12 protein-coding genes are annotated in these 13,366 nt (G+C 75.0%); 10 read left to right on the top strand and 2 right to left on the bottom strand.

Features of this window, described 5'->3' with window-relative positions:
• Positions 1–48: 48 nt before the first annotated feature.
• Together ACJ5H2_RS20420 and ACJ5H2_RS20415 are read right to left on the bottom strand one after the other, a co-directional pair.
• A complete protein-coding gene (locus ACJ5H2_RS20420) occupies positions 49–1,218 on the bottom strand; it encodes a glycosyltransferase family 4 protein (protein WP_408897271.1) in 1,170 nt (389 codons plus the stop codon).
• Positions 1,219–1,226: 8 nt separating this feature from the next.
• Complete coding sequence (locus tag ACJ5H2_RS20415; RefSeq protein WP_408897270.1) at positions 1,227–2,411, bottom strand: glycosyltransferase; 1,185 nt, start codon at positions 2,409–2,411, stop codon at positions 1,227–1,229.
• Between the two features lie 177 nt (positions 2,412–2,588).
• Between ACJ5H2_RS20415 and ACJ5H2_RS20410 the strand changes: the two genes are divergently transcribed.
• The 10 genes from ACJ5H2_RS20410 to ACJ5H2_RS20365 all read left to right on the top strand — a co-directional run bounded on the left by ACJ5H2_RS20410 (position 2,589) and on the right by ACJ5H2_RS20365 (position 13,361).
• Entirely contained in the window at positions 2,589–4,019 is a 1,431-nt protein-coding gene (locus ACJ5H2_RS20410; protein WP_408897269.1) for a polysaccharide biosynthesis tyrosine autokinase, read from the top strand.
• Complete coding sequence (locus tag ACJ5H2_RS20405; RefSeq protein WP_408897268.1) at positions 4,016–5,104, top strand: glycosyltransferase; 1,089 nt, start codon at positions 4,016–4,018, stop codon at positions 5,102–5,104. Before ACJ5H2_RS20410 ends, ACJ5H2_RS20405 begins: the two co-directional genes overlap by 4 nt.
• Entirely contained in the window at positions 5,101–6,471 is a 1,371-nt protein-coding gene (locus ACJ5H2_RS20400) for a hypothetical protein (RefSeq protein ID WP_408897267.1), read from the top strand. The genes ACJ5H2_RS20405 and ACJ5H2_RS20400 overlap by 4 nt, the downstream gene beginning before the upstream one ends.
• Positions 6,468–7,721 carry a lipopolysaccharide biosynthesis protein gene (locus tag ACJ5H2_RS20395; protein ID WP_408897266.1) on the top strand — a complete coding sequence of 418 codons (1,254 nt, stop codon included), beginning with the start codon at positions 6,468–6,470 and terminating at the stop codon, positions 7,719–7,721. Before ACJ5H2_RS20400 ends, ACJ5H2_RS20395 begins: the two co-directional genes overlap by 4 nt.
• Complete coding sequence (locus ACJ5H2_RS20390; RefSeq protein ID WP_408897265.1) at positions 7,718–8,305, top strand: acyltransferase; 588 nt, start codon at positions 7,718–7,720, stop codon at positions 8,303–8,305. Before ACJ5H2_RS20395 ends, ACJ5H2_RS20390 begins: the two co-directional genes overlap by 4 nt.
• A 23-nt stretch (positions 8,306–8,328) precedes the next feature.
• Positions 8,329–9,279, top strand: a complete 951-nt coding sequence (locus ACJ5H2_RS20385; RefSeq protein WP_408897264.1) for an SDR family oxidoreductase — start codon at positions 8,329–8,331, stop codon at positions 9,277–9,279.
• Positions 9,280–9,283: 4 nt separating this feature from the next.
• Complete coding sequence (locus ACJ5H2_RS20380) at positions 9,284–10,615, top strand: nucleotidyltransferase family protein (protein ID WP_408897263.1); 1,332 nt, start codon at positions 9,284–9,286, stop codon at positions 10,613–10,615.
• Positions 10,616–10,757: 142 nt separating this feature from the next.
• The gene (locus ACJ5H2_RS20375) at positions 10,758–11,423 is read left to right on the top strand and encodes an RNA polymerase sigma factor (protein ID WP_408897262.1); all 666 of its coding nucleotides are present in this window, start codon (positions 10,758–10,760) and stop codon (positions 11,421–11,423) included.
• 148 nt (positions 11,424–11,571) lie between these two features.
• Positions 11,572–12,765, top strand: coding sequence for a DegT/DnrJ/EryC1/StrS family aminotransferase (locus tag ACJ5H2_RS20370; protein WP_408897261.1), 1,194 nt, complete (start codon positions 11,572–11,574; stop codon positions 12,763–12,765).
• A complete protein-coding gene (locus tag ACJ5H2_RS20365) occupies positions 12,762–13,361 on the top strand; it encodes a sugar transferase (RefSeq protein ID WP_408897260.1) in 600 nt (199 codons plus the stop codon). Before ACJ5H2_RS20370 ends, ACJ5H2_RS20365 begins: the two co-directional genes overlap by 4 nt.
• Positions 13,362–13,366 lie beyond the last annotated feature (5 nt).

Raw genomic sequence — 13,366 nt, 5'->3', positions numbered from 1 at the left:
GCTACCTGGATGGACGAGACACTCGCCCGTTCCTGACACCCCACGGGGTCAGGGTCGCCGTCGTGGCGGGCCGGAGGCAGCCGCGCTGTGCTGGAGCACCGTGCCGTAGAGGTCCACGAGCTCGCCCGCCGTGCGCCGTACGTCGAGGAGCCGGCGGGTGCGGCGGCGGCCCTCCTCGGCCAGGCTCCGTGCGTTCGGGTGGTCGAGCGCCGCGCGGATCTGGTCCGCGAGCGAACCGGGATCCCTCGGCTCGGCCAGCCAGCCGGTGCGGCCGGGCAGCACGAGGTCCGGGAAGCCGCCCACGCGGGTCGCGACGGTCGGGGTCGCGCACAGCAGCGACTCGGCCGCGCCACCGAGGTTCTCCGAGTGCGACGGGTGGACGGCCAGGTCCAGGCCGGCGTACACGGAGGGCACGTCGTCGCGGTGGCCCAGGAAGGTGTGACGGCCCGGGAGGCGGTCGGCCGCGAGGCGGCGGATCCGGGCGGCGTACGCGGCACCCCCCTCCCAGGGACCGCCGACGATCGCGAGATGGACACGGGTGCCGCTCGCGACGACCCGCGCGACCGCCTCGATCAGGTCCTCGTGGCCCTTGATGCCGGTGCGCTGGCCGAGATAGCGCTTCGGCGGGTAGAAGAACGCGACGATGCCGACCACGGCGACGTCCGGCGCGATCCCCAGCTCGGCGCGCAGTGCTCCGCGGTCGGCGCCCGGCCGGTACTCCTCGACGTCCGTGCCGTAGTAGCTCAGGTGCAGCCGGTCCCGCGGGACGCCGCTCGCGGCGTAGCGCTCCCGGGTCCAGGCACAGCTCGCGATCCAGTGGTCGTCCCCGTCGGCGCTGCGGATCTCGACGGCGCGGGTGGCCGCGTGCTCGAGGTGCAGCGGTCCCGGCACCTGGAAGAGGCGGGGGACCCCGGAGCCGCGCAGGGCCGCGCGCATCGCGAGCGTGGTGTCGACGAAGTGGCTGTGCACGAGGTCGGGCCGCACGATCCGGGTCACGTGCGCCACCGCCCCCGCCGCCGCGCGCCAGGTGCGGGGGTCGGTCGGCCGCAGTCCCGGCTGGCACAGGTGCACGGCGGCGCCGGCGGCGCGGTACTCGGCGACGCGCGGACCGTCGGGCAGGGCGACGTGCACGTCGATGCCCGCGGCGACGAGGACCTCGACCTGGCGCAGCGCCCACCGGGCGCCGTGCCCGGTCTTGACCAGGTGCAGCACGCGCATCGGGCGGCTCACCGCGCCGTCGACCGGGTGGTCGCCAGCGCGCGACGACGCAGCGCGCCCAGGATGCGCTCGCGCTCGTGCTGCAGGACCGGGAGGGCGTAGGAGCGCGAGCGGGCGTACGTCGCCTCGGCGAGCGTGCTCGCGAAGGCCGGCTCCGCCGTGAGCCGGCCGACGAGCCGGGCGAGGGCGTGCTCGTCGCCCGGCCGGCACAGCGCCTCGGCGGGGAGCAGCTCGGGGATGCCGCCCACGTCGGTGCCGACGCAGGGCAGGCCCCGTGCCATCGCCTCGATCAGTGCCCGCGGCAGTCCCTCCGTCAGGGAGGGGAGGACGAACGCGTCGGCGCCGTCGAGGGCCGCGCGCACCGCGGCCGCGCCGGTGAGCTGCCCGACGAAGCGCACCCGCTCACCCAGCCCGAGGTCCCCGGCGAGACGGTCGAGGTCGGCGAGAAGGCGACCGCCGCCCACCACGGAGAGCGTCACGTCGGAGCCGAGGTGGCTCATCGCGCGGAGCAGCACGTCGATGCCCTTGTACGGCTGGTCCAACGCCGTGACGGTGACCAGGCGGCGCACCGGTCCGCGGCTCGCGGCGGGCGGGCGGAAGGCCTCGGGCGGCAGGTGCACGTCGGAGTACGTCGCCACGGGGGCTCCCGGTGCCGCGGGGTAGCGCTGCGGCAGCACCAGATCGCTGACATATCCCACGGCGGTGGCGCGCCGGCACAGCGTCTCGAGCGACCGCACGGCGTGGCGGCGGATGAGCGGCCGACCAGGGTGGCGGACCGTGGTGCCCGGCGCGAACACCTCCGCGGGGTCGCCGAGCACCTCGACGGCGAACGGCGTGGCGTCGAGCACGCTGTGCACGATGCCGGCCACCTGCCCGGGGGCGCGCAACACCGCGGCGTCGCAGGTGGAGAGCGCCTCGACCGCCTCCCGGCGTACCGCTCGCCAGCTCTGGGCCAGGCCGCCCAGCCCGGTGTAGGGAGGCAGGGCGGCCACCCGCACCCGCTCGTCCTCGACCTCGCGGTCGGCCGGGGCGGGGTGCCCCGGCGGGGCGTCCTGGACCCGCGCGAGCACGACGACCTCGTCGAAGGTCCCGAGATAGCGGTCGAAGAAGGCGCGCGTGTGCACCGCGTCGGCGACCACGCGGCCGTCGGGCGCACGCAGCAGCCGTGCCTCGGTGGCCACCAACAGCCGCATGCCGTACCTCCTCCTGGGACCGATCCCCGCGCGCGACGCCCGCTCGACGGCCCAGGGGAGAGGACCCGGGCCACGGGCGAACCTGACGCCGGTCACGAAATGGCCGGCCGCCGGTCCACCCGATGGGGCGCTCGGACCGAGGACGCCCGGTCGCACAGAGAGAACAGTTCGCCACCCATGCAGCTCGAAGACCTGATCCGCCTCGTCAAGCACCGCTGGCTCCCCATGCTCCTGGTCCTGGTGGCCACGGTGACGGTGGCGGTCGCGTGGACGGAGACCCGCCCGCGTGAGTACACCGCTCGCGCCTCCGGCATCGTCGCCACGAACAACAGCAAGGACATCGCGCAGAGCTACTCGGGCACGATCCTCGCCCAGACCGTGGCGAAGTCGTACCTGCTGCTCTTCACCAGCCGCGGGGTCGCCGAGGCCGTCATCGCGCAGCTCGGACTCGACACCACACCCGAGCAGCTGATCGGCCGGATCACCGCCACCCTGCCGACCGACACCACCACGATCCGCGTCGCCGCCCGCGCGCCGACACCCGCCGAGGCCCGTGACATCGCCAACGCCGTCGTGCGCGCCACCAGCGAGCAGATCGCGACGATCCAGGGCGGCGCCAACGCGAACGCCGTCGTCAAGCTCGTCCCGGTCGAGCCGGCGGGGATGCCCACCTCGCAGAGCTATCCGTCCCGGGTCCGCTACTACGGCGCAGGGCTGGTGCTCGGCGTGCTCCTCGCCCTGGGGTGGGGCGTGCTGAGGGAGCACACCGACACCAAGGTGCGCGGGCTGCGGGAGGCGGAGAGCGCCGGCGGAGCGCCCGCCCTGGGCGTCGTACCGGCCACGAAGAACCTGGCCGAGGCCCCCCGGGACCTCGACGGGCGAGCCGGGCGCAGTGCGGCGGAGGCCTTCCGGCAGATGCGCACGAACCTGCGCTTCGTCGCGGTCGACGAGCCACCCCGCGCCATCGTGGTCACGAGCTCGGTCGCGGGAGAGGGGAAGTCGACCGTCGCCGCGAACCTCGCGCGGGTCATCGCCAGCGGTGGCCAGCGGGTCGTCCTCGTCGACGGGGACCTGCGCCGCCCGACGGTCCACGAGATCTTCGACCTCGACCAGTCGGCCGGGCTCTCACAGGTCATCGCGGGCACGGTGAGCCTCGAGGATGCTCTCCAGGAGACCCGCCACGACGGCCTCCAGGTGCTGACCGCCGGCCGGATCCCGCACAACCCCAGCGAGCTGCTCGGGTCGAACAAGATGAGGCTGCTGCTGGAGCGCCTCCGCGCGGAGTCCTTCGTCGTGATCGACAGCCCACCCCTGCTGCCGGTGACCGACGGCGCGCTGCTCACGGCCGCCGCCGACGGTGCGCTGCTGGTGGCACGCTCGGGCGTGACCCGCCGCGCGCACCTCGCGCAGGCCTCGCGCAACGTCCAGGCGGTCGACGGGAGGCTGCTCGGCCTCGTCATGAACGGGGTGAGCACGGGCCGGCGCGCCGCCCGCAACGGCTACGGCTACTACGCGGGCGCGGCGCCGTCGTACCACCAGGTGCCGGGGCGCCGGATCCGGCACGGCGAGGCCCGGGTCGCGCCCGAGACGGTCGGGCAGCCGTCGTGAGTACGTCGTCCCCTGCGTCGGCGACGGTCCTGCACGTCATCGGCTCGCTCAACCGAGGTGGCGCGGAGACGGTGGCCCTCGACCTGTGCCGCGCGATCCCCGCGGCGCAGGTACGTCAGCGCTTCGTGTGCGTCTCCGGGCAGCGCGGCACCCTGGCTCCGCAGTTCGAGGAGGCGGGGGCGGAGGTCGTCGTCCACGGGCGCGGTGGCGTCCTGCGCACGCTCCTCGGCCTGGTCCGGGACATTCGTCGCGAGCGCCCCGACGTGGTGCAGGCCCACGTGAGCCTGACCAGTGCGCTGTTCCTCGTGCCCGCGCGGGTGCTCGGGGTCCCCCGGCGCATCGCGCGGATGCACTCGGAGGGCGACGGACGTCCTGAGCGGCTGCGTCGCCGGCTGTTCCGGTCCGCGACCCGGCGGCTGCTGGCCTGGGCCGCGACGGACGTGCTGGCCGTCTCGCCCGGGGCGCTGGAGTTCGCACGAGGGCCTCGGCGCACCCGTGGAGGCGCCGCGCGCTACGAGGTGGTCGTCAACGGGGTGGACCTCGAGCGCTTCCGGCTGCCCGACCGGCACCCGGACGAGTCGGTGGTCGTGCTCCACGTCGGCCGCCCGGACCCCGCGAAGAACCGGTCCTTCCTGCCACCGCTGGCGCTCGCGCTGCAGGAGCTGGCGCCCGCGCAGCTGTGGGTCGCCGGCGGCGGCACCGAGGTCGACATGCCGGGCGAGCATCCCGGCGTCGTCGACCTCGGCCCGCGGGACGACGTACCCGAGCTGTTGCGCGCCGCCTCCGTGCTCGTGCTGCCGTCGGTGCGCGAAGGCCTCCCGACCGTGGCACTGGAGGCGCTGGCCTCGGGGGTGCCGGTGGTCGCCTCCGACATCGGCGCGGCCGTCTCGCTCGCGGAGCGGCTGCCGGGGGTCGAGATCCTGCCCCTGGACGCGCCACACAGCCACTGGGCACGGCGGGTGGTGGACGTCGCCGGGCTCGACGCGGACCAGCGGCGCGAGCTGCGCGCCGCGGTCAGCCGATCGGACTTCGACCTGCGCCACAACGCCCTGCGCTGGCGGGAGACCTGGCGGGCCGCCCGTTGAGCGGGCCGGCACGTGCCACGGCCGGCCTCCTGCTCCTCGGCCTCTCGCTGTTCGCGGTCACCGGCCTCACCGACCCGACGATGGCGCAGCTGGCCTGCTGGTTCCTCGTCGGGCTCGCCGGCGCCCTCGTCGCCACCTACGACCCCTCTGCCGGGGCAGGTGGCGCCGCGACCCTGTACGTCGCGGTCTTCGGCATGTTCCACGGCGGTCTGGTCGTCAGCTACGCGATCATCGGCGACGAGGCGCTCGTCGGGCGCGGGGACAACGACTTCGTCGAGCCGCTGGCACTCCTGCGGCCCCTCACGGCCGTCCTCGTCGGCCTGGTCTGCCTGGTCGCGGGCTTCCTGGTCGCCGCCCGGCTGGCGCCGCGCCGGGACGGCGACGCGGAGCCTGCCGCTGCCCGTGACCGCACCGGAGCGGTCGGTCTGGTCGCCGTGGTCGTCGGCTGCGGCATCGTGTTCTGGACCCTCAGCCGGGGCGGGCTCAGCCTCGCGTCGGGCTACGGCGACTTCCTCGAGGCGGCGGCGACATCCACCTACGGCTACGGGGTGCTCCTGGTCGGCTACGGCAGCGCCTTCCTCCTCGCGGCCGGCCGCGGCCACCGGGTCCTCGGACTCGTCGCGATCGGCGGTGTCGGCGCGGTCCTGCTGGTGCTGGGCAGCCGCGGCGCCGTTCTCTTCCCGGCCGTCGCGATGCTGTACGCCGCCGCCAAGCGGCGTCGTCTCCGCCCGGTCGTCGCGCTGGCCCTCGCCGCGGTCGGGCTGGGCGTCACCTCCATCATCCGGGTCACCCGGACCGAGGGCCTGCGGGCGCTCACCGCCGGCGCAGGTGACTTCTCGCCGTGGCAGGGACTCGCCGAGCTCGGCTACTCCATCTACCCGGTGGTCGTCGTCCAGGGCTGGATGGACGGCGGGGAGGAGCCGCGCCGTGGCACCACCCTGGTCGCGGTCCCCCTGCGCTTCCTCGAAGGGGTCTTCGGCGGCGCGGTGCCGGTCGAGGAGGACCACCGGGTGTTCAACGTGGAGATCATGGACCGACAGGGTCCGATCGGCGGCTCGCCGATCGCCGAGGCGATCCGCAACGGCGGGATCCCCTTCGTGGTCGTGCTGATGGCGGCGATCGGAGCCCTGCTGTGGCTCTCGGTGCGCGCCCAGGGCCGGCGCGGCGTGCTCTGGGGCATCGTCATCCTGCTGCCCCTGCTCATCGCGACCCGCAACTCCTTCGCCCCGATCCCGGTGCAGTGGGCGATCGGCAGCCTGATGGTGCTGATGGCGACGGTGGGCTCGCCACCGTCGGCGGCCACCGAGGAGCCGCGGCCGGACCCGTCGGGGGAGCGGGCCGGTCGCCGTACGGCGGGCACGCGATGAGCACCTCGCTGCGGCGCAGTGTGACCGCGGTGCTCGCCGGCAACGGCGCCTACGCGGCGAGCCAGCTCCTGATGCTGATGGTGCTGGCCCGGGTCACCGACAGCGCCGAGGTCGGCCGCTACGCCCTCGCCCTGGCCGTCACGGCGCCGCTGTTCCTGCTCGCCGGCCTCAAGCTGCGCCAGGTGCAGGTCACGGACGCGCGCGGGGAGAACACGCCGGGGCAGTTCCTGGCGCTGCGCACGGTCACCTCGCTCCTGGCTCTGGCGGCCTCGCTGGCGGTCGCGGTGGCGGCGGCCCTGCCGGTGGGGGTCGTGGCGGCAGTGGCGCTGAACAAGGTCGCCGAGGGACGGCTCGACTCGGTCTTCGGCACCCTCCAGCGGCACGAGCAGATGACCGCCGTCGCGCGGGCGCAGGCGGCGCGCGCGGTGGCGGGCCTCGCCGCATTCTCGGCGGCGGTCGTGCCGACCCGGTCCGCGGCGGCGGGCGCGCTGGCCCTCGCCGCGGTCACGCTCGCCGTCGCGAGCGGTGCGGCCGGTGTCCTGCGCCGGCAGGGGCGGCCGGTCCGCGCGGAGTACGACGCCCCACGGCTGTGGCGCCTGGCCCGGCTCGCGCTCCCGCTCGGAGTGTCGGTCGCGCTCGGGTCCGCGGTGGCCTTCACGCCGCGCTATCTGCTGCAGCATCTGGAAGGGTCCGCGGCGGTGGGCGTGTTCGCCGCGCTCGCCTACGTCACGACGATGACCGGCACCGTCGTCCAGGCCGTGGCGGAGTCGGTGAGCCCGCGCCTCGCCAACCAGTTCGCGGCCGGGGACCTGGCCACCATGCGGGTGATGGTCGGCCGCCTGGTCCTTGCCGGGGCAGGCGTCGGCATCGTCGGCGTCGTCGCGTGCTGGCTGTTCGCCCGTCCGGCGCTCCGCCTCGTCTTCGGGCCCGAGTACGCCGACGCGGCCGGTGTGCTGGTCGTCCTGATGGTCGCGGTGACCCTGGAGTACGCCGTGCTCTTCGTCGGCACCACCATCGACGCGATGCGCTCCTTCCGCCTCCAGGCACCCCTCACCGCGCTCGGCCTGGCCACGGCGCTCGGGACCGGCTGGCCGCTCGTGGAGCGGTGGGGCCTCCTCGGCGCCGCGTGGTCGGCGGTCGCCACCCAGGTCGTCCTCGCGGTGGGCCACGCGGCACTCTTCGCGGCCGCGCTGCGTCCCCGGCTCCGGCGTCCCGCCCCGCGCCACCTGGCCGTCCGGGGCTCGCGATGAGGACCGCACGGCACGGCCTCGCCCGCCTCCTGCGCGGGTGCTCGCGACTGAGCGTCCTGACGACCAGCCGGGTGCGGGTCGCCTGGATCCGCCTGCGCTTCCCCCACGTCCGGATGCGGGGTCGTCTACTGGTCGAGCGGGGCTGCCAGGTGTACGCCGGGGCCGGCTCGCTGATCGAGGTGGACGGCTGCGCCCTGGCCCGGGGCGCGACCCTGACCACGGCGCCCGGAGCGCGGTTGCTGGTCGCCGCGGACTACATCGGCCCCGGGTCGATGGTCGTCGCGCGCACGGCGATCACCATCGGCGCCGGCACCAAGATCGCCGAGCACGTCACGATCCGTGACGCCGACCACGACCACACGGTCCCCCTGCGGGAGATGGCCTTCCTGTCCGCGCCGGTGCACATCGGCACGGACGTGTGGATCGGCTGCAAGGCGACGGTCCTCGCGGGGGTGACGATCGGCGACGGAGCCACGGTCGCCGCGGGCGCGGTGGTGACCAGGGACGTGGCTCCCGGTGCGACGGTCGGCGGGGTGCCCGCGACACCGCTGCGCCGGCGACCGGACGAGCGGTGTCAGGACTGAGCCGGTCCGCGGTCGAAGAGGGAGTGAGCACGAACTACCTCGTCACCGGCGGCGCCGGGTTCATCGGAAGCCACCTCGTCGAGACCCTGGTCCGCCAGGGGGACCGGGTGCGGGTCCTCGACGACCTGAGCAGCGGCCACCTGGCCAACCTGAGGGCGGTCCAGGACGACGTCGAGGTCGTCGTCGGGGACATCCGCGACCGTGACCTGGTGGCGCGTGCGATGGACGGCGTCGAGGTGGTGCTGCACCAGGCAGCGCTGGCCAGCGTGCCCGCCTCGGTCGCCGACCCGGTCGGCTCGACCGAGGTCAACGTGATGGGCACCGCGACCGTGCTCGCAGCCGCGCAGCGGGCCGGGGTACGGCGCTTCGTGCAGGCGTCCTCCTCCGCCGTGTACGGCGACGCTCCCGTGCTGCCCAAGCGGGTCGAGATGCGCCCGGAGCCGCGCTCGCCGTACGCCGTCGCGAAGCTCGCCGCCGAGACGCTCGGCCAGGCCTTCCACGCGAGCTACGGACTGGAGACCGTGGCACTGCGCTACTTCAACGTCTTCGGCCCGCGCCAGGACCCGCACTCCGCCTACGCCGCCGTCATCCCGCTCTTCGTCGCCGCCGTCCGCGACGGCCGGCCGGTCACGGTCCACGGCGACGGCCTGCAGTCGAGGGACTTCATCTACGTCGAGAACGTGGTGCGGGCCAACCTGCTGGCGGCCAGCACCGACGCGGCCGTCGGCGGCTCGGTCTTCAACGTCGCGACCGGCACCTCGGTGACCTTGCTGGAGATGCTCGAGGCCGTGTGCGAGATCGTCGGCCGACCCGCCGGCATCGAGCACCACCCGGCACGGGTCGGCGACGTCCGTCACTCGGCGGCCGAGTGCGGACCTCTCCGCGAGACGCTGGGCTGGGAGCCGACGGTCGACCTCCGCGAGGGCCTGCGCCGCACGATCGCGAGCGCGACCGAGCTGCGGGCGTCGGCGTGAGCGGGTGAGGACGGCGACCGCTCCGGTCCTGCCGATGGCCGTGCGCCTGGAGTTCGTGCACGCCCTCGTCGACCGCGAGGCCGGACGTGCCGGCCTCCGCGTCCTGCACATCAAGGGTGTCGCCTCCGGACGCCAGCTCGGGCTGCGCGGGCGACGGCCGACCGACGTCGACGTTCTCGTGTCGCCGGAGGACCACGAGGACCTCGTCGCGGCGCTCGAGCGCCGGGGCTGGAGGCGTCAGGCGGCGACCCGGTCCTCCCGGCTGGTCGGCCATGCCACGGTGCTGACCCACCCGCTCTGGGGCTGCGCGATCGACGTCCACCACCGCTTCCCGGGGATCGGGCTCGACCCCTCGGAGGCGTTCGACCTCCTGTGGGCCGAGCGGGCCGCGACGGTGCTCGGCGGTCACATCGTCGACGTCCCGGCGGACGCCGCGCACGCGCTGTTGGTGCTGCTGCACGCCGCGCGGGGCTACGGCACCGTGCGTGCGCTCGACGACGTCCAACAGGTCCGTGCGGGACTCGACGCCGCCGCGGCGGCCGAGGTACGGCGATGGGCGCAGGTGCTGCGCAGCGGACCGGCGCTGCGGGCGGTGGTGGCGGGGTGGGGTCGCAGCGGTGGAGTGGTGCACGACTGGCACTGGCGCACCCAGGCCGACCCGTCCGGCTCGGGCGTCCAGCTCTGGGCCGGCCGCGCGCTCACCGCGACGTCACTGCGGGGGGCGCTCGCCGTCGTGTCCGCCGCGGTCCTGCCCGACCGGCAGACGATGTCGGTGCGCGCAGGGCGGCCGCTCGGCCACGGCGCGCTGCTCGTCGCCTGGCTCCGGCGGTGGGGCAAGGGGGTCGCCGTCGTGCTGAGGTCCGCCCTCCCCGCGGTGGCCGTCGTCCCGGCGGCACCGCCCGCGCCGCCCGCGACACCGCCCCCGATGTCCTCGGGCTCGTCGGGCGGATCCGACGAGTCGGGCACGACCGCGCCGAGCGAGATCGTGGACGACCCCGCCTTCGCCCTGCGCCGTGACGGCGAGCGGGTGTGGCTCGCCCGGCTGGCCTCGGCCACGGTGCACCTGCTGAGCCCGTCGGCCGTCGTGGTCTGGGAGCTCGCCCGCGAGTGCCCCCCGGACCGTGCCGACCATGCCGACCATGCCGACCATGCCGACCATGCCGACCCGGACGACGCCCGGCTCGTCGCCCGGATCGCCGGGGTGGTCCGAGCGCGTGCCGCCCGGCCGCCGTGCGACCTGGAGCACCAGGTCCGGGCGACGCTCGTCGCACTGCGCGACGCTGGCCTGCTGGAGGGCGCAGGCTCGGCGGGGCGGCGCGTCTCATCCTCGGGGTGACCCCGCCTCATCCCCAGATCACCGAAAAGCGTGATCCGCGCCACCCCCTCCGACCCGCACGCTGGCGGGGCCACACATCCGTGGCCGTTCGACACGCCGGCGCCGCTCACCCGCGGCGCGGTCGCACACCGGGGGGAAGTCCTTGTCCACGCATGCTCAGATCGATGCACACTCGTCAGCCGACCGTCCGGAGCGACCGGTCCCCGACGGCCCGTCCGACGGGCAGCTCCTCGCCGCCGCCCGGCGGGGTGAGACCGAGGCCTTCGGGGTGCTCTTCGCCCGCTACCGCGACATCGCGGTGAAGGTCGCGCGCCGTGCCGGCGTGCGGCCCACGGACGTCGACGACGTGGTGGCGGACGCCTGGTCGCGGGTGCTGCGTGCCATCGAGGGAGGCAACGGCCCGACCGAGAACTTCCCCGGCTACCTGGCGACCGCGATCCGCCGCGTGGCGTGGGCCTACAACGAGCACCGGGCGATGTACATCCCGACCGAGGAGGCGGGGGTGCTCGACGGGGTGTGGGCCGACGAGCCCTACGAGTCGCTGGCCGACACCGAGCTCGGCCGGGCGATGGCCCGGCTCCCCGCCTCCTGGCGGGAGGTGCTCTGGCGGGTCGAGGTCGAGGGCGAGAAGGTCGCCTCGATCGCCGCCGAGTGCCGCAAGTCGGCCAACGCGGTGTCGGCGATCGCGAGCCGCGCCCGCAAGCGGCTGCGCGCCGAGCTGAGCGAGGTGGCGGAGGTGACCGAGCTCGCGGGACAGCACCTGCGGGAGTCGATGGCGCCCGCGCTGCCGGTGGAGCTCACGGCGTGAGGCCGCGACGACCGCTCGCGGGGGGATCCCCTGTCGCACCACCGCACCGGGGCCACCACACCGAGATGTGGCCGACGCCGTAATGAACCAGGGCCGGCGGGGTCCGTAGGGGTAGTAACCACCACCCTCGCCCGGACAGGACATCACGATGACGACCGCCCATCCGGTGCTGAGCCCGTTGCCGTCGGCGGATGGCGCGGGGGACGCGCCCGCCCGGATCCTGCTCTCCGGACCCGACGTCGGCGCGGAGGAGCGCGCGGCGCTCCTCCGCGCCTTCGACTCCGGCTGGATCGCCCCGCTGGGACCCGAGGTCGACGCCTTCGAGCGAGAGCTCGCCGAGGCCACGGGGCGGGCCCACGCGGTGGCGCTGGCGAGCGGCTCCGCCGCGCTGCACCTCGCGCTCCTCGAGCTCGGCGTCGGGCCGGGGGACGAGGTGGTCGCGCCGACCTTCACCTTCGCCGCGACGGTGAACCCGATCCGCTATCTCGGCGCGACGCCGGTGCTCGTCGACGCCGAGCCGCGCACCTGGGGCATGGACCCGGGGCTCCTCGAGGAGGAGCTGGGCCGCCGGGCGCGCACCGGCCGGCTGCCGCGGGCGGTCGTGGTGGTGGACCTGTTCGGGCAGCCCTGCGACCACGATGCCCTGCGTTCCGTCGCCGCGTCGTACGACGTCGCGTTGGTCGAGGACGCCGCCGAGGCGCTGGGTGCCGTGGCCGCCTCGGGCGCGCCCGCGGGGTCGCTGGGGGAGTCGGCGATCGTGTCGTTCAACGGCAACAAGATGATCACCACCAGCGGGGGCGGGGTGCTGGTCACCGACGAGGCCGACGTGGCCGAGCGAGCGCGGAGCAGGGCCAGCCAGTCCCGGCTCCCGGTGCCCCACTACGAGCATGCCGAGATCGGCTACAACTACCGCCTCAGCAACCTGCTCGCGGCGTTGGGCCGTGCCCAGCTCGCGCGACTGACGGTGAAGGTCGCGCGGCGCCGCGAGATCGCCGCGCGCTATCGCGCGCGGCTCGCGGACCTGCCGGGCCTGAGCTTCGCCCCCTACGACACGCTCGGCACCAGCAACGGCTGGTTGAGTGTCGTGGTGCTCGACCCGTCCTCGACACCCGGCAGCGACAGCCTGCGCCGGGCGCTGGCGGCCGAGGGCATCGAGTCGCGGCCGGTCTGGAAGCCGATGCACCGGCAGCCGGTGTTCGCCGACGTCCCCACGGTCCTCAACGGCGTCGCGGACTGCGCGTTCTCCCGCGGCCTGTGCCTGCCCAGCGGCTCGGCCCTCTCCGACGCGGAGGTGGACCGCGTCATCGACGCGGTCCGTCGGGGATGCGGAGCGTGGTCATGACCGGCGAGTGGAGCTACCGCCTGCGCGACATCGTCCTGGGCGGGCTCCTGCTCGTGGCGGTGCTGCCCGTCCTCGCCGTCGTGGCGGTGGTCGTGCTGCTGACCGACGGACGCCCGCTCCTCTTCCGTCAGGAGCGTCCCGGTCGGTTCGGGCAGCCCTTCACCCTGGTCAAGGTGCGCACGATGCGCGCGGCGAGCGGGCCGACCGAGGACGACGAGCAGCGGATCAGCCGGGTCGGACGCTTCCTGCGGGCCACCAGCCTCGACGAGCTCCCCGAGCTGTGGAACGTGGTGCGCGGCGACATGAGCCTGGTAGGCCCGCGTCCCCTGCTGGACGACTATCTCGGTGCGTACACCGGAGTCCAGCATCTGCGCCACCAGGTCCGTCCCGGCCTGACCGGCCTGGCTCAGGTGTCGGGCCGCAACGCCCTCGACTGGCAGGCCAAGCTGGACCTCGACGTGCACTACGTGCGGGAGCGCTCGCACGCCCTCGACCTGAGGATCCTGGCGCGCACGCTCGTGACCGTGCTGGGACGCGACGGCGTGAGCCACCCCGGCCATGCCACGATGCCGCGCCTCGATGCTCGGCCGGACTGAGCCGA

Source organism: Nocardioides pymetrozini (assembly GCF_046058985.1).
Taxonomy (GTDB): domain Bacteria; phylum Actinomycetota; class Actinomycetes; order Propionibacteriales; family Nocardioidaceae; genus Nocardioides.
This window is presented reverse-complemented; position numbering and strand designations above follow the sequence as displayed.